This is a genomic window from Faecalibacterium sp. BIOML-A1 (assembly GCF_009679715.1).
Classification (GTDB): Bacteria; Bacillota; Clostridia; order Oscillospirales; family Ruminococcaceae; genus Faecalibacterium; species Faecalibacterium taiwanense.
In genome coordinates, this window is the sequence record NZ_WKZJ01000003.1 from 38,573 (window position 1) to 63,863 (window position 25,291).

A 25,291-nucleotide genomic window follows, 5' to 3' on the forward strand; every position below is an offset into this window, starting at 1 on the left:
AAATGACCACATCGTTTTTCCGTAACGCCAATGAAAGGACGGAATGCCTATGAGCAATTTTACCCCTGCATGGTTTAAGAAAGGATTTTTCAACGAATCCCTGTTCTGTGACGATTTTCTGAGCACCCACCAGCTGCTTTACTCGAATGGCGCATTTTTCACCCCGGACGGCAGAATGGTGGACCCCATGCCCCTGCGCTGCGAGATCTTTGAGATGATGCGTGAATACGTTGGGGCGAACCTTGCTAAGAAGGTCACCAATGTGGTGGACGTGCTGAAGCTGGCGGCACAGGTGGAGGACTTCCCACCTGTCACCGACCGCATCGCACTGGCAAACGGCACCCTGTATCTGGACGGCACCTTTCAGGAGGGTAAGCCGGAGATCGTCCGCAACCGGCTCCCGGTCAGATATGACCCGAAAGCTGCACAGCCCACCCATTGGCTGCGGTTCCTGTCCGACCTGCTCTACCCGGAGGACATTCCCACGGTGCAGGAGTTCATCGGGTACTGCCTGATCCCCAGCAACAAGGGCCAGCGCATGATGGTCATCAAGGGCAGCGGCGGCGAGGGCAAATCGCAGATCGGCGTTGTGCTGTCCCGGCTGTTCGGCTGCAACATGAAGGATGGCAGCATCGGCAAGATCTCGGAGAACCGTTTTGCCCGTGCCGACCTCGAACACACCCTGCTCTGCGTGGACGATGATATGCGGATGGAAGCCCTGCGCCAGACCAACTATGTCAAGTCCATCGTGACCGCACAGGGGCAGATGGACTTGGAGCGCAAGGGCAAGCAGAGCTATCAGGGCTGGATGTATGCCCGCCTGCTGGCGTTCAGCAACGGTGATCTGCAGGCTCTGTATGATCGCTCGGACGGCTTCTACCGCCGCCAGCTCATCCTGACCACTAAGGACAAGCCCCTATCTCGTGTGGACGACCCGGACATTGCCGAGAAGATGGCGGCAGAGGTCGAGGGCATCCTGCTGTGGGCATTTAAGGGCTTGCAGCGGCTGGTGAAAAACGGCTTCCAGTTCACCGAGAGTGACCGTGCCAAGCGCAACCGGGAACTGGTGAAGCGGGATAACAACAATGTGTTCGATTTTCTCGAATCCGAGGGCTACATCCGCTTGAAAGCGGATGCCAGTACCAGCTCGAAAGAGCTGTATGAGGTCTACCGGATGTGGTGCGAAGAGAACAGCCTGAATGCGATCAAGGCCAGAGGGTTCAGCGATGCGCTGATTGCCAACCAGCGCAGGTATAATCTGGAATCCACCAATAACATCGTCAACTCGTCCGGACGGCGTGTCCGGGGCTTTGTCGGCATTGAAGCCCTTGTGCAGCCCGACCTTGCACCCAATAACTGGCGGGCATGACCCCCTATAAAGGAGAATTTGGGCGTTTTGCTGCGTACGTGCGTACACGGCAGTCGGCTTTCTCTGTACGCACGTACGCAGCGATTGACCGAAAACGCACCATATAGGGGTGTTGGCAAAGTGTCAGGTTGGCAGTTTGCCAAAATCAGAGGGTCAAAATGACCCTCTGAAAAACCGGACAAGCTGTCCATTCAGGACAGCTTGCCCGGTGCAGGAGTGCAGAGGACGCAGTCCTTTGCCCCAGTGATATGATGCTGTGCGTCATATCCTACTGGGTATTATCTGGCGCAAAACGGCGGCAGATCCAGCAGCTTCGCTGCTGCGTTCTCCCCCACCAAGCTGTTGAAACGGAGGAATGTCTATCTGAAATTAACACGACACAACGGACGAGCCGGAACCCACGGCACCTATAACCCAAAGCACAATGACCGGAGTTTCAACCTTGCCAACAGTGAGCACATCGACCCGGAACGAGCCAAGGGCAACATCTACTGGGACTGTTTCCACGGTTTCCGTTCGGCTCTCACTCCACCTGACCCGGACGATTTAGCCGCGACCTTCTCGGATGTGGAACGGCAGTTCTACGAAAACCACTACACGGATTTTGTCGAAGGCCAGAACGGGCGCAACGCCAAGAATCGGCACACAGAGCGCAACCGTTCCATTCCAGACCTGTTGTCCAGCCGCAAAACCTGCCCGGAAGAAACCATTTACCAGTTGGGAACGCTGAATGAACACGCTTCGGCAGAGGATTTGCTGAACATCGTCACGGAGTTCATTGACGAGTTCAAGGCCAAATTCGGCAAACACGTTCATGTGCTGGACTGGGCACTGCATCTGGACGAAAGCACACCCCACATCCATGAGCGTCATGTGTTCGACTGCGAGAACAAGTACGGTGAGGTGGCACCCCAGCAGGAAAAGGCACTGGAAGCGCTGGGCTTTGACCTGCCCGACCCGGATAAGCCCCTCAGCCGCCGGAATAACCGCAAGATCACCTTTGATGCTGCCTGCCGGAAGATGCTGTTCGAGATTGCAAAACGGCACGGGCTGGATTTGGAGGAAGAAGCAGAGTACGGCAACCGCAAATATCTGGAAAAGCAAGACTTCATCCTTGCCAAGCAGAAAGCACAGCTTGCCGCCCAGCAGAGCAAGCTGGACGAATTGACCCTCAAGGTCAACGACATGGAAACGCTGATCGACGAGGTATCGGCTGCGGCTTACGACAAGGCGGTGGAGGTCGTGACGGACGTGGTACGCACCGAGACCCGCAAGGAAGATATGCGGATGATCGAGGACACGAAGAAGTGGGTGCTGTCCCCGGAACGCAAGGCTCCGCAGGCCACGAGAGAGTATGCCGCTCACCGTTTGGATGGCGTGCTGGACAAGTTTCTCAAGACCATGCAGACCACCGCCGCCCGCCTGCAAGAGAAGCTGCTGAAGCCGGAAGTCCGGCAGAAGGGCAAGGAGCAGGTCAAGGAGAAAGCGCGGGATTCCGTTCTGCAACTGCTGAGCCGCTTGCAGGTAGAACAGGCGCAAAACAAACCATCGGCACAACCCCGCACACAGGAGGGACACTCGGAAATCTGAACCTCATCGGGAGCGTTTGGGGCCGAAAGCTGGCACCTTCTGCCCCGGCACCCGGTTACAAGGAATTGGAGGTGCAAGTGAAAGAAGTTTGCGTTTGCGAAGCAATGAAGTCCCCAGTGGGGACTTTAAGCAATGGAACGGTCTTGCGTCAGCAAGATGGATGGACTAAGTCCCGACAAGTTCCGATTTGGCAAAAGAGTAATCTGACCTTGGAGGAAGCGGCGGCTTACTCTGGGATCGGTATCAATAAACTGCGGTCAATGACCGATAGCGATGAATGCAAGTTCGTCCTTTGGAACGGAACCAAACGGCTGATCAAACGCCGTAAGCTGGACGAATATCTGGACACGGCATTCTCGATCTGATGCGGTTCAAAAATTGACTGTTTGATGTTGCAGGGAGTCTTGCGTCATGGTATACTCATGGCGTAAGGCTCCTTTTCAACATTCTGTGCATGAAAAGGAGCGTTTATATGCAAAGACGTAAAGACAATAAAGGCCGTGTTTTGAAGGATGGCGAGGTCTACCGCAAGAGCGACGGGCTGTATATGTACCGTTGGACTGCGAAAAACGGAAAACGCCATACCATCTATGATGCAACCTTGGAGGGGCTGCGCGAAAAGGAAGAGAAGATCCAGCACGACTTGGCAGAAGGCATCCGCATTCCGGAGTGCAGTCTGACCTTGAACGACCTGTTTGAACTGTGGCGTAAGAACAAGGTGGGCTTGAAAGAGCATACCTTCGCCAATTACGTCTATATGTACAATCGGTTCGTCCGGGATGAGATCGGCATGATGAAGCTCAAGGACATTCGCAAGTCGGATATCCGCAGCTACTACAATGGCATCGTCCGCAACGGCAAGATGGCGTTGAACACGCTGGAAACCATCCAGAATGTTCTCCATCAGGTCTTTGCGGTGGCGGTGGACGATGAGTACATCCGTGTGAATCCCACGGATGGTGTCCTGACGGCCATTAAAGCCGCCCACCAGTACGAAACGCCCAAACGCCACGCTCTGACCCTGCCCCAGCAGCAGGCGTTTCTGAATTTCAAAACGCCGAAGTTCCAGCACTGGCTCCCGATGTTCACCTTCATGCTGGGGACCGGATGCCGCATCTCGGAAACGGTTGGCCTGTGCTGGGGTGACATCGGCTTCGAGAGTGGGTTTATCATCATCCAACCTGAAGATCATTCAGGACATCATGGGACACCGGGACATCAGCACCACGATGGAGATTTACGCGGAAGCCACCAAGGAAGCCAAAGCCCATTCCTTTGCAAATCTGAACGGCAAATTGGGCATTTCGGTCTGAAATCCACTACACCAACTACTACACCACTTTTACACCAAATTGCCGGTAAGTTGTGGAGAGTTGCGTAGGGAGATGTGCGGGAGCAGGAAAAAGGAAGCCGCATGGATAGGCTTATAAAGGAAAATAAAGCCATTTGTGAGCCTTCCTTGACCTGTCCCCACGATGAAGCCGATTGAGCAGTAAATTCCGCGTTTGCGCAGCAATGAAAGCCCCAGTGGGGCTTTTAAGCGGCCGAGCGGTCTTGCGCCAGCAAGATGGAGGGGCCTTGCCCCGACAAGCTCCAATTTAAGCAAAACAAAGCCTGAAACTTCTTGATGTACCGAGAAGTTTCGGGCTTTTTCTTTTGGTGAATTTCCAGTAAAAACTACACCATACGCCAAACGTGGAGGACGAATACGGCAACATCCCGGCACAGCGGGCAGAGCTGGACTGGCTGCTCTACAACAAGCCCTTGGAGTATGCCCATCTTGTGCTGGGTGGGGAGATTGAGCATTATCTCTCGCTTGGTTGCGACCATGGCAGGCTGGAAGAGCAATAACATAACAAACACAGCCCCGCTTTGGCGAAGGAGAAGCCAAAGCGGGGCTGTATTCAATGAAGGAGAAATGAAAGGAATATCAGGTTACAGATTCAACTCAAACTGTTCCACCGTAACAGTTGCTTTGCCATCGGCGGCAAAGGTGATGCCATCGGCAGACTGGGGGGTGTAGATCCATGCGGTCATGGTCTGCTCACCGTCGTTGGCGAAAACTTCGATGCTGTTTTTATCCAGCAGGATGCGGAGTTTCAGGGCACCGTTCTGGCTGCGCACCTTGCAGCTGCGGCGGTGAACAATGTCGGCACGGGAACCGGCATAGCTGCGATCCAGCGTCAGCTCGGAGGTGTAGGGGTCGTAGGTCAGGCTGGTGTGATGGTCTGCATCGGCGGCCAGCTTCAGGGTGAAGGAGCGGTATTCGCCGGGCTGCACCGTAACGGTCAGGTCGGCCACACGGCCCTTGATGCCTTCCAGAGAAGTTTCGCTTTGCACCGTTACATTTTCGTGGAAGGTGCGCTTGCCGTGGACGGCGTCCAGCTCCCGCACCGGGGCCTGAACAATGCGTCCATCCTTGATGTGCAGCTCGCGGGGGCAGATGGTCTGCCCGAACCACTTGCAGCCCTTGGGCTTATCCTCGGTGTCCGACCATGTCTGCAGCCATGCGGTCATGATGCGGCGGCCGTCCGGGGCAAGGGTGGTCTGGGTGGCGTAGAAGTCGATGCCGCCGTCCATCTGCTGCACGTTTTCCCTGGTGAAGGTGTGGGTGGCTTCGTCGTAGCTGCCAATGAAGGCAATCACGTTGTGACCGTTGTGGAACTCGCCCTTGGGCAGCATCTCCATGGGGCCGAGCATCAAGACCTGCTTGCCGTCCAGCGGGAAGAAGTCCGGGCACTCCCACATTTTGCCGTACTGATTGTTGCAGCGTTCCAGCACCGTGACAAAGTGCCAGTCGAAGCCGTCCTTGCTCTGGAACAGTGCTGCTGCGCCGCTGCCGTCCTCGGCCAGGCAGACGGTGACGGCGGAGTAGGTGCCGTCGGCCTCACGCCAGATCTTGGGGTCCCGGAAGTCGAACTTGCTGAAGCCTTCCGGCAGGTCTTTCTGGGTCAGCACCGGGTTGCAGGCAGGCTTTTCGTAGTTGAGACCGTCACCAATGGCAATGCTCTGGGTCTGGATGTCCCGCATCTCCCCATTGGGCTGCTTTTCTGCCACCACGCTGGTGTACATCAGCAGCTGCTTGCCGTCATCCATCTCGGTAGCAGAACCGGAGAAGCAGCCGGGGCCGTTGTCCGCCGGGGAATCCGGGGCGAGTGCACAGGGCAGATACTCCCAGTGCAGCAGGTCGGTGCTGACCGCGTGACCCCAGTGCATGGGCGCCCACCGCACATCGTAGGGGTTATACTGATAGAACTGGTGATACTTCCCTTTATAATAAGAGAAGCCGTTGGGGTCGTTGAGCCAGCCCACATAGGGAGTCATGTGGTAAGCAGGGCGTTCTTCCGGGGAGATCGCTGCGCCGTGCTCGGCCTCGTAGGCACGGGCTTTTTGTAAAGTCAAATCGTTCATGGAATCCTCCAAAGGAAAGAATTCTTATGCGTAGTAAGCATCCAGATATTTCTGCATAATGCCCAGATAGTCGGACAGACCGTAGTCTTCCAGCTTGCTCAGATATTCGTTCCACTCTGCATCCTTCGTGCCGTTCATGATCCAGTTGGCCTTCTGCGTATTCATGTAGGTCTGCAGATCTGCCTGTAGGTTAGAGACCTGCTCGGTGTCCTCGCTGCTCATAAAGACATTGGGATAGACATAATCGTTGTTCATATCCGGGGTGTAGATCTCCTTGATCCAGTCCAGACGATACTGTGCATCGTCCGGGCAGGTAACGTATACACCATAGTAATCATCCAGAACCGCCAGAGGTCCACTGACACACTGCGCTTCACGGACTTCCACGGGAGAAGCATCGCCCAGAGGAGCGTGCTTCAGCATGGGCTCGCCCTTATCGTTGGTGGACAGTTCAAAGATGTTAAAGCCTTCCGCATCGCCGTAAGTACCCCAGTTGTTCTGCGGAGACTGGAGGGGTGCGTACATCTGATCCAGCCATGCGCAAACCAATGCGGGGTTATCCGCCTTTGCGGTGACAACGCATCTGCCGCGGGCAAAGCCGCTGGTGAAAGAACCGTTCTGCGGAGTGATATTTCGGGTATCGGCGGTCAGGGCGGGCAGCGGCTCCCAGTCGGTCAGGTTGTCAATGTTGGCAACATCCCAGCTGAAGCAGACACCATAGCGGCCAGCCTTGCCCTTGGAAACATAGGTGGACCACTCCTGCGTGAAGCACTCCGGGTCGATGAGCTTCTCGGCATACAGCTTGTGCAGCCAGTCCAGGCCATCACGGTAGCCCTGCTGGGTGGCGGCACAGATGACTTTCCGGTCGTTGGTAACGGCAATATGGCGGTCTTTGTCTGCATCGCCGTAGCCTTCGCCAAAGCCATTGATGAGGATGCTGGGGTCCTGATCGCCGTTGTTGACGATGCAGGACATGGGGATGATGTCGCCGTCAATGCCATACTCTGCCTTGATAGAAGCGGCGTTATCACGGAATGCAATCAGCACCTGCTCAAACTCGTCCACTGTGGTGGGCATCGACAGACCGAGGAAGTTCAGCCACTTGGTATTGATGAAGCTCATGTTGCCAATGGTCTGGATGGCGGTCTTTTCTGCGCCGAGCTGCTCGATCCAGGGCAGTGCCCAGATGTGGCCATCGCTGTCGGTGCACATGGTGCGGTACTCCGGGTACTGCTCAAAGACCTTCTGGAGATAAGGCATATTGTTGTCAATGTAGTCTTCCAGATTGAGGATGACACCCTGATCTGCGTAGCGCAGCAGATTGCTGTCGGTAAAATCAGCAGTAAAAACAAAATCCGTCAGGGTATTGGGGTTGGACATATTCAGGGTGATCTTATCGCTCCACTGGTCGGACTGGATGGCGGTCCAGTCGATGTGCACATTGGTCTGCTCTTCCAGACGCTTGAAGATGGTGCGGTTGTTCGGTTCGGGTTCGCTGCCCACAGGGAAGCTGGTCATACCGGTAAAGGTGACCTTTTCGGACAGCGGAAATGTAACGGCACCGGTCACGTCCACAGCTGCGGCAGCAGAATCGCCGCTGCCGGTGGATTTGCCGCCACAGGCAGACAGAGCAGCGGCAGAGCCCGCCAGAGCGCAGACCTTGAGGAAGTTGCGGCGAGAGATCAGCTTTTTCATGGTATTTTCTCCTTTTTCATGTTTCTTTTTTCGTGTAACAGATGAGCGTACCGGCTTATAAAATTCTGGAATATTCTCAGCCTTTAATGGAACCAGCCATGATGCCGGCATCAAAATACTTCTGGAAGAAGGGATACATCACCAGCAGCGGCAGACTGGAAATAATAATGGTTGCATATTTGAGCAGCTCTGCCATCTTGGCACGTTCGGCAGTGCTCTGGATATCTGCGATCATGCCGGATTCCGGCTGGCTCTGGATCAGGATGGAACGCAGCACCAGCTGCAGCGGCTGCTTCGATGCGCTGTTCAGGTAGATCATGGCGTCAAAGTAGCTGTTCCACATTGCCACGAACTGCCACAGAGCCAGAACTGCCACCACCGGCATACAGACGGGCAGCAGGATCTTGAAGAAGTAAAGCATCTCGCTGGCTCCATCCACATCCGCAGCTTCGCGCAGCTCACGCGGGATGCCTTGATAATAGGTACGGGCAATGATCATGTTCCACACGCTGAATGCTCCCGGCAGAATGACCGCCCACATGGAATCCAGCAGACCCAGATTGTTGATGAGCAGGTAGGTGGGGATCAGACCGCCGCTGAAAAACATCGTGATCACAAACAAGGTGTTGAAGATCTTTTTGCCTTTGAAGTCCGGCAGCGACATGGGATAAGCGGCAAGCATCGTCACAGCTACCGAGATGATGGTGAAGATGATCGAGTAAAGCACTGCGTTCCTGAAGCCGACCCAGATCTGCTTGTCCGAAACGACACGCTGGTAAGCATCCAGACTCCACTTGCTGAAATCAAAGGAGATGCCCTTGTTTTGCAGAGTGACCGGGTCCATAAAGGACGCGATGACGATGTAGATCATCGGAACGATGATCGCCAGCAGGAACAAGCCCAGAAGTGCGTAGCCGCAGTACAGGATGATCTTATCTTGTCTGGTGTAGAGGGCCATTTTTGATTTTTTCTGTTTTGCCATGGTAAACCCCTCCTTACAAGCCCTTGCCATCGTTCATTTTGGCAACGATCTTGTTCACTGCGATCAGCAGGATGACGTTGACAACGGTGTTGAACAGACCGACTGCCGTGGAAAAGCTGTAATCTCCGTCCAACAGGCCCTTTTTATAAACGTACGTTGCAATGATCTCGGCAGTGTTCAGGTTCAGGTCCGTTTGCAGGGCATAGGCTTTTTCAAAACCGATGCTCATGATGTTGCCTGCCTGCAGGATAAACTGAATAACGACCATATCCTTAATGGCGGGCCACTCCACCGTCATGATCTGCTGGATCAGGTTTGCGCCGTCGATCATCGCAGCTTCCTTCAGATCTTTGCTGGCGTTAGAAAGGGATGCGGTGTACATGATGGATGCCCAGCCGGCGCCCTGCCAGATGCCGCTGATAATGTAGATGGGGCGGAACGCTTCCGGCAGCGTCATAAAGTTGATGCTGGTGTGAAGCAGGCCGTTCACCGGACCGGTGACACTCAGCAGCACTCGGACGATGCCGCACAGCACGATGACCGAGATGAAGTTGGGCATATACAGCACCAGCTGCACCTTCTGCTTGATCTTCTTGCTCTCGATACGGTTGAGCAGGAATGCCAGCAGGATGGGGATCGGGAAGCCCCACAGCAGACCGTAGACGCTCAGCTTCAGGGTGTTGATCAGATAGCGCTGGAAGTCCGGCGAGGACATGAAGCGGGTAAAGTTTTTGAAGCCTACCCACTCGCTGCCCCAGATGCCCTTGAAGGGATTGTACTTCTGGAACGCGATCAGCACACCGCCCATGGGAGCGTACTTGAACACCAGCGTCAGCGCCACGGCAGGCAGCAGGAACAACAGGTAAAGCTGCCAATGCCGTTTGATGTAGACCCATGTGTTGTGCAGCTTGCGTTCTGCTGTCAGCACAGCCGTTTCCGGCGAGGCCGTCTTTGCTTTCATGAATCATTCTCCTCCTTTTTGATTTGCTTGCCGTTTGATTCGCACTTTACATTTGCACCTTTGAATTTTACGTTTTTCACTTCGTTTGTGCAAATGTAAAACTCTGTAATTCATTTATACCACTCACGCAAGCGAATGTCAACGATAATTCATGGTATACATCAAAAATTATTGTGGATTTGTACAGATGCACAAATCCAAAAGTGCGCAAATATGCAAAATGATGATTTGCATTTTTGCATTTGACTAATTTGTGCATTTGCACTATACTGGAGTCGCAAAGAATAAGATCCGTCACCAGACTTTATTTATAAAAGGAAGAGGATGACTTATGGCAACCAAAGTCACCATTCAGGATATTGCAAACGAACTGCAGCTTTCCCGCAACACAGTTTCAAAGGCCATCAACAACACCGGTGTGCTGGCAGATGCCACACGGGAGAAGATCCTGCGCAAAGCCGCCGAAATGGGCTATAAGCAGTTTGCCTATCTGCCGCTGTTTCAGGAAGACACTGCAAAAGCAGCAGAGCATTCCATTCTGCCGAGTGACAAACGGGAGATCGCCATGCTGACGACCCAGTTTCTGAGCAGCTCTCACTTTTCCTCCATGATGCTGGATCGTTTCCAGTCGGAAATCGAGCATCTGCATAGCTGTACGACCATTCATCGCATTTCTCCCATAGAGCTGAAAGAGAAAAAGCTTCCATCTTCTCTCAACATCCAGCGCACAGCCGGCATCATCTGCATTGAAGTATTCGACTATGACTACGCACAGATGCTGTGCGATCTGGATGTTCCGCTGCTGTTTGTAGACACCCCTGTGATGGATATGCGTCCTCCCCTTAAAGCCGACCGCCTTTATATGGAAAACCGCATTGAGGTCCAGAATGCGGTGGCCCACATGGTCCAGCGCGGCAAAAAACGCATCAGCTTTGCGGGGGATAAAAACCACTGTCAGTCCTTCTTTGAGCGTTATATGGCTTATAAGGATGCAGTGGAGTACTTTGGTCTGACAGAAGGCCTGAGCACCTGTGCGATGCCATCCGGACAGCAGAACTATCCGGTATCCCTGTACGAAACCATACGTCGGTTCAAAACGATGCCGGATGCCTTTGTCTGCGCCAATGACTTTGTTGCCATGGATCTGGTCAAGGCATTGAATGAACTGGGATATTCGGTTCCCGATGATATCTGGGTCTGCGGCTTCGATGACAGTCAGGAGGCTTCTTACTTTGCCCCCCATCTGACTTCGATCCATATCCATGGACAGATCATGGGCTACACCGCTGCCAATCTGCTTATGACCCGCATCGAAGAGCCATCGCTGAACTATCGCACCGTCTATACGGAAACCAACCTGATCCTGCGCGAATCCACAGGAGATTGAGCGAAAGGAGAACCCCCATGCGTGACCTGTGCAATACGGACAAGCCGCTGTTTGCTGTGCTGACGAAATTGACTTACAGTGCTTACCTGAACATCTTATGGCTCGTGTGCAGCCTGCCCATCGTTACCATAGGAGCTTCTACGACCGCATTGTTCTACGTCACGCTCAAAATGGCGGAAGATCGGGACGATGGTCTGACCCGGATGTTTTTTAAGGCGTTCCGGGAAAATTTTAAGCCTGCCACAAAACTCTGGCTGATCCTGCTGGCAGTCGGCAGTTTGCTGGCTGTGGATGGCTTTGTGCTGCGCCGAATGTGGAGCGAAAACATTTTCTGGACGCTGCTCACTGCAGTGCTTATTGGTGCGGCAGTTCTGTACGGCATCGTTCTGCTGTATGCCTTTCCTCTGCTGGCACGGTTTGAAAACACCACCTTCGGCATCCTGAAAACAGCGTTTCTCGTGGGTGTCCGGTATCTGTTTTGCACCCTGCTGATGGCGGCGATCTATGGCATCATGGGGTACGTCATAGTGTTTGTGTTCACGCCTGCATTCCTGCTGGGCATGGGCTTCTGCGCAATGCTCTGCTCCTTTCTGATGCTTCGGATCCTCTATCAGATCGGTGGAGACCCTGATGCAGTACATGAGGAATCCGACCATGACAAAAACTGACCGGGATACGCTCCGCTCCCTCCATGGGCGCAAAAAGTGGGAGCACATCTGGGCATATTACAAGCTGCCCATTGCGATCGTGCTCATCGTCGTCTATATCCTCGGGTATGCAGCCTACCGTCATGTGACGAAAAAAGAGGATGTGCTTTACCTTGGTCTGGTAAATATCACTGCCGGGTCTGATCTGACGGAACAGCTTACCACCGGCTTTGCCGAGGCGCAGGGTCTGACCAAAAAGCAACAGGTCGATCTGCTGTCCGGCTTGCTGCTCAGCGAAAGCGAACGCGCAGAGGAGCAGTATGTATATGCTTCGGAGATGAAGCTGCTGGGTGCAGTCAGTGCCCAGCGGTTAGATGTTGTTCTGATGGACGAATATGCACGGGATCGACTGTTGGCAGATGATTATTTTCTCGATCTGCGGACACTGGATGCGTCTTTCCATGCACTGTCGGGTCTGAACGCCGGTGGGACCGTGCTGGATATTTCGGACACGCCGTTTGTCAGGCAGGCAGGTTTTTCTGGCAAGGTCTATCTTGGGGTAGTGCAGAATGCACCGCACCCGGAGCGTGCAGCCGCTTACATTCATTATCTGTTCCAGCGGTGACCGTTGGGTTTTAGCTTATAGGATAAAAATAAGGAGAAAACGCATGGACATTTTAACGATTGGTGAAGTTTTGATCGACCTGACCCAGACCGGCAAGGATGCGCGCGGCATCCCCCAGTTTGCCGCAAACCCCGGCGGTGCACCGGCCAATCTGGCTGTGGCTGCTTCCAGACTGGGCGCACAGACCGCCTTTATCGGCAAGGTGGGTGCGGATGCCTTTGGCCGCTACCTGAAAGAGGTTCTGGCAGAAAACAAGGTGGATGTTTCCGGCATGGCGGTGGATGCAGACCACCCCACCACCATGGCGGTGGTCTCGGTGGATGCCGCCGGTGAGCGGGATTTCAGCTTCTACCGCAGCGCTAACGCTGACGTGATGCTGTGCAAAGAGGACATTTCGGACGAGGCTCTGAAAGCTGCCAAAATCGTCCACTTTGGTTCTGTCAGCCTCACCGCTGACCCCTCCCGCACTGCCACGCTGGATGCTGCCGCCCGCGCCAAAAAGCTGGGTGCTGTCATTACTTATGACCCAAATTACCGTGCAAACCTCTGGAAGAACAAAGAGGACGCCATTGCCCAGATGAAAGCTCCCCTGCCGCTGGTGGATATCCTGAAGGTGTCCGATGAGGAGTTGCCCCTGCTCACCGGAACCACTGACTGCGAAAGCGGCACGGCACAACTGGCACAGAACGGCATCCGGCTGATTTTCGTCACCTTGGGTGCAAACGGCGTATTCTACCGCTTTGGGGACAAGACCGGCCATGTGGCAGGCGTCCCCTGCAAGGTGGGTGATACCAACGGCGCAGGCGATACCTTCTTTGGGGCGGCGCTGTCCAAGCTCTGCAAGGAGAAGCTGGACACCCTGACGGTGGACAAGCTGGAAGGCATTCTGGCTTTTGCCAACAAAGCGGCCAGCATCACCACCAGCCGACATGGTGCTATCCCCGCCATGCCCACCCTTGCAGAAGTGGAGGGCTGAACCATGGCAGCAAAACAGGAATTTGAGTCCCGATTTGCCAAGCACAAGGACGAGCTGGAATGGCTGTTCATGGAACTGTACCACAACCGGGAAGGGCTGGAAGTTCTGGAGCGGGAGATGGCAGAAGCCTACAACGCCCGCAGCGCCGAGCTGAAAGCACTGGACAAGGCACGCACTGCCGACCCGGAGTGGTACAAGCGTGGCAATATGTTCGGCATGACCATGTACACCGACCTCTTTGCCGGAAACCTGAAAGAACTGGCAAAGAAGTTGCCCTACCTCAAGGAGCAGAAGCTGACCTATCTGCACCTGATGCCCCTGCTGCAGATGCCCCATCCCCACAACGACGGCGGCTATGCGGTGGAGGATTTCGACACCGTAGACCCGGCCCTTGGCACCAACAAAGATCTGGAAAACCTGACCCGGGAGCTGCGGAAAGCCGGCATCAGCCTGTGTCTGGATTTTGTCATGAACCACACCGCCAGCACCCACCGCTGGGCCATGGCGGCAAAGGCGGGCGACCCGTGGTTTCAGGCCTATTACCACCTCTACGAGGACCGCACCATCCCCGACCAGTACGAGCAGACCGTGCCGCAGGTGTTCCCCAACACCGCGCCCGGCAACTTTACATGGTGTGAGGAAATGCACAAGTGGGTGCTGACCACCTTCCACGACTACCAGTGGGACCTGAACTACGCAAACCCGGCGGTGTTCGTGGACATGACCAAGAGCATCCTGCACCTTGCAAATCTCGGTGTGGAAGTGTTCCGCATTGATGCGGTACCCTACATCTGGAAGCAGCTGGGCACCACCTGCCGCAATCTGCCGCAGGTGCACACCATTGTGCGGATGCTGCGCATGGTGCTGGAATGCGTCTGCCCGGCGGTCATCCTCAAGGGCGAGGTGGTCATGGCTCCCAAGGAGCTGGCCGCCTATTTCGGCACCCCGGAAAAGCCGGAATGCCACATGCTCTACAACGTGTCCACCATGGTCAACCTGTGGGGTGCCCTTGCCAGCCGGGATACCCGGCTGCTGAAGGCGCAGCTGGATGCCCTCCACGCCCTGCCGGACAACTGCTGGTTCGTGAACTATCTGCGCTGCCACGATGATATCGGCTGGGGTCTGGATGAGGCGGTGGAGAAACGGCTTGGCATTGACCCGCAGAAACACAAAGAATATCTGTACCACTTCTATGAGGGCAATTTCCCCGGAAGCTGGGCAAAGGGTGAGCTGTACAACTACGACCCTGCCACCGGCGATGCCCGAAGCTGCGGCACCACCGCAAGCCTGTGCGGTATCGAACAGGCACTGGAAAAGGGCGATAACATCGCACTGGACTACGCGGTGAAGCGTGACCTGCTGCTGCACACTGCTATGGCGTTTTTGCAGGGCTTCCCCATGCTGAACTGCGGGGACGAGATCGCCCAGCTCAATGGCTGGGACTACAAAAACGACCCTGACCGTGTGGAGGACAGCCGCAATCTGCACCGCAGCAAATTCAACTGGGAGGACGCAAAGCAGCGCACCCGGAAGGGCACGCTGCAAAACCAGCTGTGGCAGGGCATGGAGCAGCTGCGCCAAATGCGTGCAGACCCCTGCTTTGCCCCGGATGCGTGGGTGAGCACATGGGACAGCCATAACCCCGGCGTGCTGGCGCTGGTACGCAAGCGCGGTGAGGAAACGCTGGTGGGGCTGTTCAACTTTACCGAGTACCCGGCAGGGGCCAGTCTGGACGCTCTGGGCGGCGAGTATCACACCCCGGAGGGCACTTCCGTCTGGCTGGCGGATGTGGAACTGGAGCCGTATCAGGCATTGCTGGTAAAAACAAATAAGTAAAGCGGAATACTCCGGTAACTTTCTCTTGGTTGGAAAGTTGCCGGAGTATTTTTGTTTCGCGCAAACTGCAAGGTCACTGGATCATTGAAATGTCGGAGATGATTGCCACCGCCAATGCCACGCGTGCCTGCGCAAAAAATCCCCCCGATACCGGGTATCCGGTATCGGGGGGATCTGTCATTCTGAGGCTTTACGGAGGAAGCGCTCAGAGGTTACTTTTTGGGGAACGCCTTGTTCCAGATCTCAATGGTCTTGAACTTGGGCATCCAGCCGTCCGATTCAAACTTGCCTTCCCGTGCATCCAGCAGACCCTGCTCCACGCACCACTGAGCGGCCTTGGCCTGCTCGGCATCGGTGATGTCTGCAAAGGCGGGCTGTGCGGCGGGTTCGGGCTTGCCCTTCTCAGTCCAGATGAGCAGTGCCAGCTGGCCGCGGTTTGCGGGGATGGCCGCGCCCTCGGGCAGGAGGTCGTGCAGGATCACGCGGGTGGCGATCTCATAGCCGCCCCAGATGGCTGCACCACCAACGGCCACGGCGGCAATTGCACCGCCCGTGGTATCCATGGGTGCAGGTTCTACGCCGAATTCTTCATCAATAGGTTCGTCCGGGTCGGCCACCGCGCTGGCCGACCAGTGGGCGATCAGTTTGACCGGGTAAACGGGCATCTCAAACGTCGTGGCCGCGCTCTTGGCATTGTCCAGCTTGAGCTGCAGATTTTCCGGAATGCCACCGGGGAATTTCTCGTAGAAGCTATCGGGGTACTTGATCTCCCATTCCACGAACTCCATGCCGGGGTATTTCTCGGCATCATACGGGGTAGCTGTGATCTCCACCGTGGTGCCGATCTCTGCGGGGATATCGCTGCCCTCGTCCAGAGTGGACTTTGCCGTGCCGCCCTCAACAGTAACGGTACTCCTCAGCACGGAAGCGGGAATGCTGTAAACGGCGGTCAGCTTCACATTGCCCTTGGGCATATCAAAGCTGATTTCTGCGGTGCCTGCTTCAGTCGCAGAACCCAGACTGCCCTCGGTCGGGTCAAAGCTGGTGCTTCCCTCTTCCACCTTCCAGTGATGGAACTTCACGCCCTTGGCGGCATCCTCATCGGTGGGTGCTTTGGCCTTGACGGTGACCGTTTCGCCCTCAAAGGCGGTAGTAATCCGGCCGGTGGTGTCGTCGCCCACCTGCGCGGTGCCGTTCGCAACGGTAATGCTGTAGTAAGTCTCCCTCGGCTCAATGCGCAGGTAGCTGCTTTCTGCCGCTCCTGCAAGCGGATGGATGCGCGGGTCGATCAGCTTTGCATCCTCGGCTTCGCTGGTATAGTAGACGTATTTTTTGCCGTCTGCCTGTGTAAAGTCAACAGTGCCCACAGGGCCACCCTCTGCGGTATTCTTCAGGATCACAGTGCCGGAAGCCGTGATCTTGGTGTTTTCGGAGACTGCTCTTTCGGCATCACTGATGGAAATGGTGACATCCTCGGCCTTGTTGATCGTCAGGTTTTTCGCCGCTCTACCGTCGGTACTCTCAATGGTCACGTCACCGTCGCTGGTGATAGTCGCATCGTAATTCACCGCAGCTGCACAGTTTGTATAAATGTTTACTTTGCTGGAATTTATAATATTCAGGCTTCCGTTCACGGCCATGAATCCGCCGCTGATATCCACCTCGCCGGTGCAGTCGATTGTGCTAGTATCATCTCTGGCGAAAATCGCAGCCATTTTATCGCTGTTGACCTTCACATTATGTGCATTCTCCACAATCAACTTTGCAGCCACAGCAATCTGATCTTTACCATCTAGATTTATATCCTTGCCGGGTGCGTTGATTTTCAGAGACGAGCGCTTTATTCTGCCATCCGACTTCAACGTTTGGGTGGTCGGGTCGTAACTCAGCACACCATTTCCTAAAATGTCTTGATAGTTTTTGCTGGTAACGCGGGTTGGTGTAGTGTTCTCGCTGCCCACCGCAATGCCATAATCCTGTACAACATTGTAATTCGGGGTCAGAGTCACGTTATTGCCCGGCATGGTAAAGGTGACTGTGGGGTTCGCCTTCTGGTCATCTGTAAGCGTGATGCCCTCAGCAGTCCAGCCGGTAAACTCTGCGTTTTCTCTGCCTGCTGCGGTCACGGTGACCTTTTCGCCCGCAAAGGCAGTCTTCAGTTCTGTATTCTGCCCCTGCAGCTTGATGGTTGCATCTTTTGCAGTATTGATGTCGTAGCGCATTTTCGGCGCAATGCGCACATACTTTGCCGTTTCTACTGGGATGGGCATAACATTCGGGTCAATTGCAGTATCTGCTGTATCATCGGTGTAGTAACCATAATCACCAGCGTAGGTAATGCTCTGTGCAATTCTGCCGTTTTGGTTCTTTTTAAAAAAGGTCGCCGGGCAGGCGCATTCAATTTTCACATCGCCACCGACCGCAGAATCGCCCTCGCTTTCGATCTGCACACTTGCCGCGCTGTGTACGGTAAGGTTTCTGCCAATAGCCGCCCAAGAACTGTCATTCGTTATAACGGTCAGCTTCCCGGTGCAGGTAACATTTACATCGCTCTGAACCGCTGCAAATTTCTGACTGGAAACCGTCACATCATTCGCATTTTCAATTGTCAGGATACCGTTAAGTCCGCTATCCTGCAATGCAAAATACTTGCCATTCAGCTCTACATCCACGCCCGGTGCATTGATAGACAGGAGTCCGTAGATGGTTCCATTTGAGGTCAGCTTTTTGGCAGCCGGATCATAGCTGAGGGTACTGTCACTACTGTCACCAAGAATATTGTCGCAGTTTGCGCTGGTAACAGGTATTGCCTTTTTGCCGTGTGTAACAGTAATACCGTAGTTAACTGTGTCACCATTTTCCGCGTCCAGCACGCTCACCGCGCTTTTGGCAACGGTGCTCAACTGCATCAGCGCATCGGTGCTCTCAGCCAGCGCCGGAGCGGAAAAGGTGAACATCATGCATCCGGCCAGCGCCGCCGATACTGCACGCCGGATAAGTTTGCCTTGTTTCATGGTACAACCTCCTTTTTCCCCTCGCATTTTTACGGGGGGGGGTATATATTACAGTATCTTGATTATTTCACACTTTACCGCATTTTGGAAGCAAACCTGCGTGAATCGCCCTAAAAGCAGCGTGAAAAGCACGATTTGTGCCGGTTTTGTTGCAGTTGCCCGGCCCGCAGGCACAGCAAAGCCCCCCGGCAGGTCTTCGTCTGCCGGGGGGCTTTACTATGTTATGAAAGATCAATCCTTCTTCTCTGCTGTGCGGGCAAAGAAGTTGGCGAGGATCGCACCGGAAATGTTATGCCACACGGAGAACACAGCGCCGGGAATGGTAGCCAGCGGATACTGTGCAAAGTGTGCGGCGGCCAGACTGGTTGCAAGGCCGGAGTTCTGCATACCCACCTCGATGGAGATCGCGCGGCACTTGGTGGAGTCCAGCTTGAGCAGCTTGCCCACGCCAAAGCCGGTGAGGTAGCCCAGCACATTGTGCAGGATGACCACCACAAGGATCAGCAGACCGCTGGTCATGATCTTGGCGCTGTTGGCGGAGACCACGGCGCAGATGATCAGCACGATGGCGGTAGTGGAGACCAGAGGCAGCACGCGGACGGCTTCCTCGGTGAATTTATGGAAGAAGTGATTGACCACAAAGCCCAGTGCGATGGGCACCAGCACCACCTTGACGATGGACATGAACATGCTCATGGGGTTCACGTCAACACGCTGGCCAGCGTACAGCAGGGTGAGCAGCGGGGTGAGGAGCGGAGCCAGCACGGTGGAAACAGCGGTCATGCCAACGGACAGTGCAACGTCGCCCTTGGAAAGGTAGGTCATCACGTTGGAAGAGGTGCCGCCGGGGCAGGTGCCAACCAGGATCACGCCAATGGCCAGCTCGGTGGGCAGGTGGAACACCTGCGTGAGCGCCCATGCCAGAAACGGCATGAGGGTGAACTGTGCAACGCAGCCCACGATCACATCCTTCGGGCGGCTGAACACCACCTTGAAGTCCTCCGGCTTCAGGGTAAGGCCCATGCCGAACATCACGATGCCCAGCAGGTTATTGACCCACGCCGTCTTTACCACGCTGAACGGGCCGGGGAAGAACAGGGCACCCGCAGCCACCACAATAACGATGGCGGCCATGTACTTGCCCACAAAGTCGCTTACTTTTTCCAGTGTTTTCATAATTGCTTCTCCTTTTCCTTCTGACATGCTTTGGGACAAAAGCATCCGCAAAACAAAACGCCCTTGTCCCCTACGGTCTGTAAGAGACAAAGGCGTGTAATATCCTCTGCGGTACCACTCTTATTGCCAGCACAACGCTGACCACTCAGTGCACGTCCAACAACGCGCGGCCCGTGATAACGGGGGCCTGCCGTTCCTGCTTACTGGGGCGCACACCGTCCATTCAGCCGGAAAGCTCGGAGAGGATCTTCCCACGGATGCCCTGCACTGCCTTGCACCAACCGGCAGCTCTCTGCAGCATTCCTTCCGGGTACTCTTTCTCGTCATAGCCGTAATATTCTTGGTGACATGGAGTATACTCCCCTGCAAAGGCAAAGTCAATAGAATGGGGCCTTCTGATTTTTCATGCAGTTCATTTCAGGAGTGAAAGTGGTTCACGCAGCAGACAAAGCAGAACGGCATCGGCACCGACTGCTCCGGCAGGATAACGCGAAGCCATGGTCTAAAGAGTCGGCGGCGGCAATGCCATCCCATCACACAACAAAAGACCGCTCATCTTTTCGGGTGAGCGGTCTTGCTGTTTCTGCGGTTTATTCGCCTTTGGCTTTTGTAAGCAGCATGTGCACGTATTCCGCGCAGGCATCCCAGTCGCGGGCGGCGGCCTTGTCCTTCGGCATCAGGCTGCTGGCAAGGCCCACGCCAAGGCAGCCCGCCTTGCGGAACTCCGGGATGTTCTCCGGCGTTACGCCGCCAATGGCAACATAGTTTGTGTCGTCCTGGAATCCGACAATCTGGGGCAGGAGCAGAACGACCTCTGAGCCGCTTTTCCCTGTCTGATACGCAAAAAAGATCCCGTTCACCCAGAAGTGGACGGGATCTTTTATTGCTTATGGGGCTTTACTGCAGCCGATCAGGCTTTGACGAAGGCAGCTGCTTACTTTGCAGCCAGGTATTTGCCCAGTTCGCGGCCCAGCGTCAGGCACATACCAATGCTCACACCGGGGATTGGGGTGATATACTCGGGACCAAAGCGCATACCGCAGGTGTTGCCGGAGGCGTACAGGCCCTCGATGGGCTGATAATCCTCGTTCAGCACCTGCTGGTCATTGGTGGTCACAAAGCCGCCGGTGGTCACCAGTGCAAAGCCCAGACTCGGGGTGGTGACATGGGCGTAGAAGGGAGCCTTTGCAACTGCATTCAGGAAGTGCGGGTCCTTGGCAAAGTCGCTGTCGTAGCCCTCGGCGCAAACCTTATTGTACTGCTCCACAGTAGCGGAAAGGGCTGCAGGCTCCACACCGATGTACTCGGCCAGCTGCTCGATGGTGTCGGCGCAGTACCAGCCGTTGGCGCCCTCGGCACCAGCAGCCTTTGCGGCCTCAAAGTTGCCCTTCATGGCTTCCACCACAGCGGGCATGTCGTACTCGAATGCCTGATGGCCGGGGAAGCCGCGCAGGATCTGGGTCTCATAGGTGCTGTCGTAGATGGAGGTGATATTGCCGCGCTTTGCACGTGCCATGAAGAAGCCGTTGATCTCCGGGCCGGCAAAGGCTTCGTTCTGGAAGCGCTGGCCATTCTCGTCCACCCACAGGGGGCCGGGCAGATAGTCGGGCACGGTCATGGAGTCGAAGTTCATGGTGGAGATGTCGCCCTCCAGACGGCCGCCTGCCCACACACCCATCTGGATAGTGGAGCCGTCACGGCCAAAGGGAGCAAAGAAGTCCTCATCCTTGGTGAACAGACGCTTGATGTCCGGCAGCAGATCGTCCATCATTTCCTTGTTGCCGCCAAAGCCGCCGCCTGCCAGCACAACGCCATTCTTAGCGTTGATCTTGAGGTAATTGCCGTCGCCGTCCTGTGCGATCACGCCGGTGACCTTTGCACCGTCAATTACCAGCTGCACACCCTTGGTGCCAAACAGAGCGGTGGCATTGTCAGAGAAATTCTCCTCCACATAATTGTAGTTGTCCCAGCTCAGGTCCTTCAGCTCCAGCTGACCGGCGGTGTTGTTGTTCTTCTCGCCGCTGGCGGGGTTCTCCCAGTAGTTCTCCCACCATTCCAGCGTGCCGGTGTAGTAGTGCATGCCGTTGTTCAGCTGGTGCACGGTGTACTCGTTGTCCGGCCAGAACTGGATGCGGGTCTTAGCCAGCGTGTCCGGGTTGATCTTGTCCAGCCACCAGTCCACAGTGCTGCCGCTGTTCTTGGCAAACTTCATCACCAGTGCGGTGTTTGCCTTGCCGTGGGTCTGCATCATCCAGTTGTTCACAAACTCCACTTCGTCCACCTTGGGCACACCGTGGCTCAGCAGGTAGTCCGAGTTGATGTGGCCGATATCGTGGCCGACCGTCCACCAGCTCTCGCGGGGCATGGCTTCCAGCACCAGAACGTTCTTGCCCTCTTCGGCCAGCTCACGGTAGCAGCTCAGGCCGGCATAGCCCATACCGATGATGGCAACGTCAACATCATAGGTCTTGGTGATCTCACTGTCCGGGATGGCTTCCGGGGCGGTGCGCCAGCTGGAAGCCTGCTCAGAAGCTTCCGGGGCAGACACTGCAGTGCCGCCCATGGCCTGTGTGATGCAGTCGTTCATGCACTGCTTCACAGCATCGCTGGTAATGGTTGCACCGGACACGCCGTCGATGGTGCTGTTCTGAGCTTCCAGCAGCTGCTTGATCAGGTCATCCTTTGCGGCCTGACCAATGGAGTCGGTCTCACCGGACAGATCCAGCTGGATGTCAGTAATGGCTGTCTCGCTGAAGGTGGCGGTCATGGTGATATCGCTCATGCCCTTGGCCGTGGCAGTGTAGGTGCCCGGGGTGTACTTTGCAGCGGCAGAAGATGCAGCCGTGCTGCCGGAAGCAGCATTGCAGGCAGCCAGTGCGCTGGCGGTGATGCCGCTCATGGCAGCAGCAGAAGCCAGCTTCAGAAAGCTTTTGCGCGAGATCTTTTTCATCTTGGTGGTTCCTTTCGTTTTTCTCTTTCTTCTCAATGTGCAGAGCTGTGTGCTCCTTTCGGTTGTTAATTCTATCACAATATCTCACACTTGAAAAATATTGCTTTCTTCTTACAATTAGAAGTAAAAGTTATAAGCATTTTTTAAGAGAAAAAGGAGCCGGTCATGACCCTGCAGCAGATGCGCTATTTTATTGCGGTGGCACAGAATTTGAGCTTTTCCAAAGCGGCACAGCAGCACTATGTTTCCCAAACAGCGGTCAGCCAGCAGATCAAGCTGCTAGAAGAAGAACTTGAAACCGAGCTGTTCCAGCGCACACGGCACTCGGTGGCGCTTACCAGTGCCGGGCAGGTATTCTACGAGTATGCGGTGCGCATCACCGACCTTGCGGAAGATGCCGCCCGCCGCACCCGCGCCGCTGCTGCCGAGTGCAGCACCCCGCTTGAGATCGGCATGATGAGCGGCATGGAAAATCTGCCCATTCTGGAAAAGCTGTTGCTGTTCAAGGAGCAGCACCCTGCCATTCCGCTGCACTTTCATCTGGTGGATTTTCCCACCCTGAAAAAACGCCTGCAGCAGAAAAAGCTGGACTTTGCCCTGCAGCTGGAGCTGGTCCCGCTGGAGGATACCCCCTCCCTGCTGCGTGCTCAAGTAGGCCAGCTGCGCCAGTACGTAGTGCTCAATCGCCAGAGCCACCTGTCCAGCTATGCGTCCCTGCACCGCAGCCAGCTTGCCAGCGAACAATATTATGTACCCGCCATGGACCGGGAGTTGTGGAACCAGTTTGCGCAAGTCCTCACCCGCCACGGCAGCGACCCGCAGAACATCAAATTTGCGTATTCCATGGAGGAGTTGATGCTGCAGCTGGCTTTCTACGGCGGCTATACCATCCTTGCCGAGCCGGTGCTGGCTCAGCTGCCCGCCAACAAAAACCTCACTTTTATCCCGCTGGAAAACGATACCGTTCCCGCTTGGGCCGTGTGGAACCGCGAGAACATCTCGCCCGCCCTCCGGCTGCTTCTGCGTGAGCTGGATATTGACCCGTGACATGCTACAGAACGCATTGACGATCTTGCGCAAAAGCGCTGCACTTTTTTCAGAAATTCAGCAAGAAAGGTCTCTCCGGCGCTGCGTGGAGAAATGCAAAGGTCGATCACATGAATCAAAACGATCCTGTCCCGGACGATTTCACTCTTTCGCCGGCCCTTGTGGATGCACTGCCCGCACTGTTTTTTTGCCTGCAACATGGTACTGGTGGCAGGAATTTTGCTTTTATCATGAATATGCAGTGAGCCGGAAGCCTCTGATCTACAGAAGGCTTCCGGCTCATTTGCTATGGATTTTTTACGTAGATGCCATTCGAGTCCTTGATCGAAACAAAAAATTCCACGTCATACGACTTGGGATTTCCTGGTAGCCTATTCTGTTGCTCAAACACCCCACTGGGGTGTTTGTTGCTGTCGCAAACGCAAACTTCTGATAAACAAAAAACGCACCCGAACCCTTTTTCACAAAGAATCGGGTTCGAGTACGAACTGTATGGTGGAGAATTAGGGACTCGAACCCCAGACCCCCTGCGTGTGATGCAGGTGCTCTAACCAGCTGAGCTAATCCTCCATATTTTGTTTTGTGCGTTCCGAACTGGAACGTGATTATTATAGCACGGCCTTTGCCAAAATGCAAGCCCTAATTTTAAAAAAATCACACTTTTTGTATCCGCTTTCCGGTTGCCCTTTGATGCCAAATCGTGTATACTGAACACAGAAACTTTCCCACCGGGAAAAGAGGTACAAAAAATGCTGACACTTCGTGGAATCATTACGCTGATCGTTCTGATCGTTCTGTTTGCACTGGCCGTTGTGTGGATCTCCAAGCAGGGCGGCTGGAAGGGCGAGGGCTGCGGCGGAAACTGTGCATCCTGCCACAGCCACTGCGAAAAACAGGACCCGAACAAAAAAGCCTGAGTTCAAAAATGCCCCCGGACATTGCCTGCTGGCAGCGTCCGGGGGCATTCTGCTTTCAGCTTTCCGTCTCGCGGTAAAACACCCCGCGCTCTGCCGCGTACACGGCAATGGTGCTCAGCAGGTCCTGATGGGCTTTCTGGTAAGTAGTACGGCCGATGTGCAGCTGATCGATCACATCGTCCTCCGTGCGGTGCTGTACATAGCGCAGCTCGAACAGATCCGCACGCAGCGGGTCGTTTTTCCGGTAATAGGCAAGGCCCTCCTCAATGGCGGCGCACCAGCTGCGCTCCACCGGGCTTCGTGCACGCTGCCGCATCCCATACCGGTACAGTGCCAGCCGCGTCTGATTTCTCTGCTCGCTTGTCATGTTCTGCCCTCCTCTTTTCATCCGCGCGGCGTGCCAGCACTTCGCGGCGGTTCTGCTCTTCAAAAAAGCAGAGATCCCGCTCGTACATGCTCAGACCAAGCACCGCGCTCAGCCGTTCTGCTTCGCTCAGCTTGAACTGTGTGCGCCCCTGCAGTTTCAGGTTCAGTGCATTGGGGCTGATCTTCAAGGCTCGTGCCACATACTGCATCTTGTACCCACTGGCGCGAATATAATCCCGGATCATTTCAGTATTTGCCATATTCCGCTCTCCTTTTTTCGTATCGGCAATGCCGTTCCACAATCTTTAGTTGTAGTATATTCCTGCATTGATTCAGTGTCAA

Annotated in this window: 22 protein-coding genes, 1 tRNA gene, 1 pseudogene and 1 other annotated feature; of the genes and pseudogenes, 13 read left to right on the forward strand and 11 right to left on the reverse strand. The window is 55.1% G+C overall.

Annotation, left to right across the window (positions count from 1 at the left end):
• Positions 1-49 precede the first annotated feature (49 nt).
• The 5 genes and pseudogenes from GKG36_RS04400 to GKG36_RS14550 all read left to right on the forward strand — a co-directional run.
• A complete protein-coding gene (locus GKG36_RS04400; protein ID WP_154259396.1) occupies positions 50-1,369 on the forward strand; it encodes a phage/plasmid primase, P4 family in 1,320 nt (439 codons plus the stop codon).
• A gap of 342 nt (positions 1,370-1,711) precedes the next feature.
• Positions 1,712-2,959, forward strand: a complete 1,248-nt coding sequence (locus GKG36_RS04405; protein ID WP_243138982.1) for a plasmid recombination protein — start codon at positions 1,712-1,714, stop codon at positions 2,957-2,959.
• A 143-nt stretch (positions 2,960-3,102) separates the two neighbouring features.
• Entirely contained in the window at positions 3,103-3,324 is a 222-nt protein-coding gene (locus GKG36_RS04410; RefSeq protein WP_173012894.1) for an excisionase, read from the forward strand.
• Positions 3,325-3,431: 107 nt separating this feature from the next.
• Positions 3,432-4,340: an integrase DNA-binding domain-containing protein gene (locus tag GKG36_RS04415; protein ID WP_243138981.1), complete on the forward strand. Its 909-nt coding sequence runs from the start codon at positions 3,432-3,434 to the stop codon at positions 4,338-4,340.
• Positions 4,341-4,654: 314 nt separating this feature from the next.
• Positions 4,655-4,810: pseudogene (locus tag GKG36_RS14550) on the forward strand (DUF6061 family protein); the annotation flags it as partial.
• Between the two features lie 84 nt (positions 4,811-4,894).
• On the opposite strand, the gene GKG36_RS04420 reads toward GKG36_RS14550, so the two are convergent.
• The 4 genes from GKG36_RS04420 to GKG36_RS04435 all read right to left on the reverse strand — a co-directional run bounded on the left by GKG36_RS04420 (position 4,895) and on the right by GKG36_RS04435 (position 10,008).
• Positions 4,895-6,370: a glycoside hydrolase family 32 protein gene (locus GKG36_RS04420; protein WP_154259398.1), complete on the reverse strand. Its 1,476-nt coding sequence runs from the start codon at positions 6,368-6,370 to the stop codon at positions 4,895-4,897.
• Positions 6,371-6,394: 24 nt separating this feature from the next.
• Positions 6,395-8,065 (reverse strand): extracellular solute-binding protein, encoded by a 1,671-nt coding sequence (locus GKG36_RS04425; RefSeq protein ID WP_154259400.1) that lies wholly within the window; start codon positions 8,063-8,065, stop codon positions 6,395-6,397.
• Between the two features lie 76 nt (positions 8,066-8,141).
• Complete coding sequence (locus GKG36_RS04430; protein WP_173012883.1) at positions 8,142-9,047, reverse strand: carbohydrate ABC transporter permease; 906 nt, start codon at positions 9,045-9,047, stop codon at positions 8,142-8,144.
• 13 nt (positions 9,048-9,060) lie between these two features.
• A complete protein-coding gene (locus GKG36_RS04435) occupies positions 9,061-10,008 on the reverse strand; it encodes an ABC transporter permease subunit (RefSeq protein ID WP_005945026.1) in 948 nt (315 codons plus the stop codon).
• A gap of 331 nt (positions 10,009-10,339) precedes the next feature.
• Here GKG36_RS04435 and GKG36_RS04440 point away from each other — a divergent pair, with 331 nt between their 5' ends.
• Genes GKG36_RS04440 through GKG36_RS04460 form a run of 5 tightly spaced genes read left to right on the forward strand, consistent with a single transcriptional unit; the run spans position 10,340 to position 15,479 of the window.
• Positions 10,340-11,395: a LacI family DNA-binding transcriptional regulator gene (locus tag GKG36_RS04440; RefSeq protein WP_097781456.1), complete on the forward strand. Its 1,056-nt coding sequence runs from the start codon at positions 10,340-10,342 to the stop codon at positions 11,393-11,395.
• Positions 11,396-11,412: 17 nt separating this feature from the next.
• Positions 11,413-12,063, forward strand: coding sequence for a DUF624 domain-containing protein (locus GKG36_RS04445; RefSeq protein WP_154259402.1), 651 nt, complete (start codon positions 11,413-11,415; stop codon positions 12,061-12,063).
• Complete coding sequence (locus GKG36_RS04450; RefSeq protein WP_015564179.1) at positions 12,050-12,667, forward strand: hypothetical protein; 618 nt, start codon at positions 12,050-12,052, stop codon at positions 12,665-12,667. The genes GKG36_RS04445 and GKG36_RS04450 overlap by 14 nt, the downstream gene beginning before the upstream one ends.
• 43 nt (positions 12,668-12,710) lie before the next feature.
• On the forward strand, positions 12,711-13,643 hold the full coding sequence (locus GKG36_RS04455; protein ID WP_154259404.1) for a carbohydrate kinase: 933 nt from the start codon (positions 12,711-12,713) through the stop codon (positions 13,641-13,643).
• A gap of 3 nt (positions 13,644-13,646) precedes the next feature.
• Positions 13,647-15,479 carry an amylosucrase gene (locus tag GKG36_RS04460; protein ID WP_154259406.1) on the forward strand — a complete coding sequence of 611 codons (1,833 nt, stop codon included), beginning with the start codon at positions 13,647-13,649 and terminating at the stop codon, positions 15,477-15,479.
• A gap of 212 nt (positions 15,480-15,691) precedes the next feature.
• On the opposite strand, the gene GKG36_RS04465 is transcribed toward GKG36_RS04460, so the two are convergent.
• The 4 genes from GKG36_RS04465 to GKG36_RS04480 all read right to left on the reverse strand — a co-directional run bounded on the left by GKG36_RS04465 (position 15,692) and on the right by GKG36_RS04480 (position 22,619).
• A complete protein-coding gene (locus tag GKG36_RS04465; protein WP_154259408.1) occupies positions 15,692-18,493 on the reverse strand; it encodes a hypothetical protein in 2,802 nt (933 codons plus the stop codon).
• A gap of 231 nt (positions 18,494-18,724) precedes the next feature.
• Positions 18,725-19,669, reverse strand: coding sequence for a bile acid:sodium symporter family protein (locus GKG36_RS04470; RefSeq protein WP_097777253.1), 945 nt, complete (start codon positions 19,667-19,669; stop codon positions 18,725-18,727).
• Positions 19,670-19,749: 80 nt separating this feature from the next.
• Positions 19,750-20,005, reverse strand: a binding site (T-box leader).
• A 254-nt stretch (positions 20,006-20,259) separates the two neighbouring features.
• Positions 20,260-20,529, reverse strand: a complete 270-nt coding sequence (locus GKG36_RS04475; RefSeq protein WP_154259410.1) for a hypothetical protein — start codon at positions 20,527-20,529, stop codon at positions 20,260-20,262.
• A 74-nt stretch (positions 20,530-20,603) separates the two neighbouring features.
• On the reverse strand, positions 20,604-22,619 hold the full coding sequence (locus GKG36_RS04480; protein ID WP_154259412.1) for an FAD-dependent oxidoreductase: 2,016 nt from the start codon (positions 22,617-22,619) through the stop codon (positions 20,604-20,606).
• A 165-nt stretch (positions 22,620-22,784) separates the two neighbouring features.
• On the opposite strand from GKG36_RS04480, the gene GKG36_RS04485 reads away from it, so the two are divergent.
• Positions 22,785-23,666 carry a LysR family transcriptional regulator gene (locus GKG36_RS04485; RefSeq protein ID WP_154259414.1) on the forward strand — a complete coding sequence of 294 codons (882 nt, stop codon included), beginning with the start codon at positions 22,785-22,787 and terminating at the stop codon, positions 23,664-23,666.
• A gap of 110 nt (positions 23,667-23,776) precedes the next feature.
• Positions 23,777-23,911, forward strand: a complete 135-nt coding sequence (locus GKG36_RS14935) for a hypothetical protein (protein WP_279237633.1) — start codon at positions 23,777-23,779, stop codon at positions 23,909-23,911.
• Positions 23,912-24,159: 248 nt separating this feature from the next.
• Here GKG36_RS14935 and GKG36_RS04490 read toward each other — a convergent pair.
• Positions 24,160-24,236: transfer RNA gene (locus GKG36_RS04490), tRNA-Val, on the reverse strand.
• A 179-nt stretch (positions 24,237-24,415) separates the two neighbouring features.
• Between GKG36_RS04490 and GKG36_RS04495 the strand changes: the two genes are divergently transcribed.
• Positions 24,416-24,583 (forward strand): FeoB-associated Cys-rich membrane protein, encoded by a 168-nt coding sequence (locus tag GKG36_RS04495; RefSeq protein ID WP_044953787.1) that lies wholly within the window; start codon positions 24,416-24,418, stop codon positions 24,581-24,583.
• Positions 24,584-24,638: 55 nt separating this feature from the next.
• Here the strand turns inward: GKG36_RS04495 and GKG36_RS04500 are convergent, their stop codons facing one another.
• Together GKG36_RS04500 and GKG36_RS14805 are read right to left on the reverse strand one after the other, a co-directional pair.
• The gene (locus GKG36_RS04500; protein ID WP_005942844.1) at positions 24,639-24,875 is read right to left on the reverse strand and encodes a hypothetical protein; all 237 of its coding nucleotides are present in this window, start codon (positions 24,873-24,875) and stop codon (positions 24,639-24,641) included.
• On the reverse strand, positions 24,847-25,209 hold the full coding sequence (locus GKG36_RS14805) for a helix-turn-helix transcriptional regulator (RefSeq protein WP_005942847.1): 363 nt from the start codon (positions 25,207-25,209) through the stop codon (positions 24,847-24,849). Before GKG36_RS14805 ends, GKG36_RS04500 begins: the two co-directional genes overlap by 29 nt.
• Positions 25,210-25,291 lie beyond the last annotated feature (82 nt).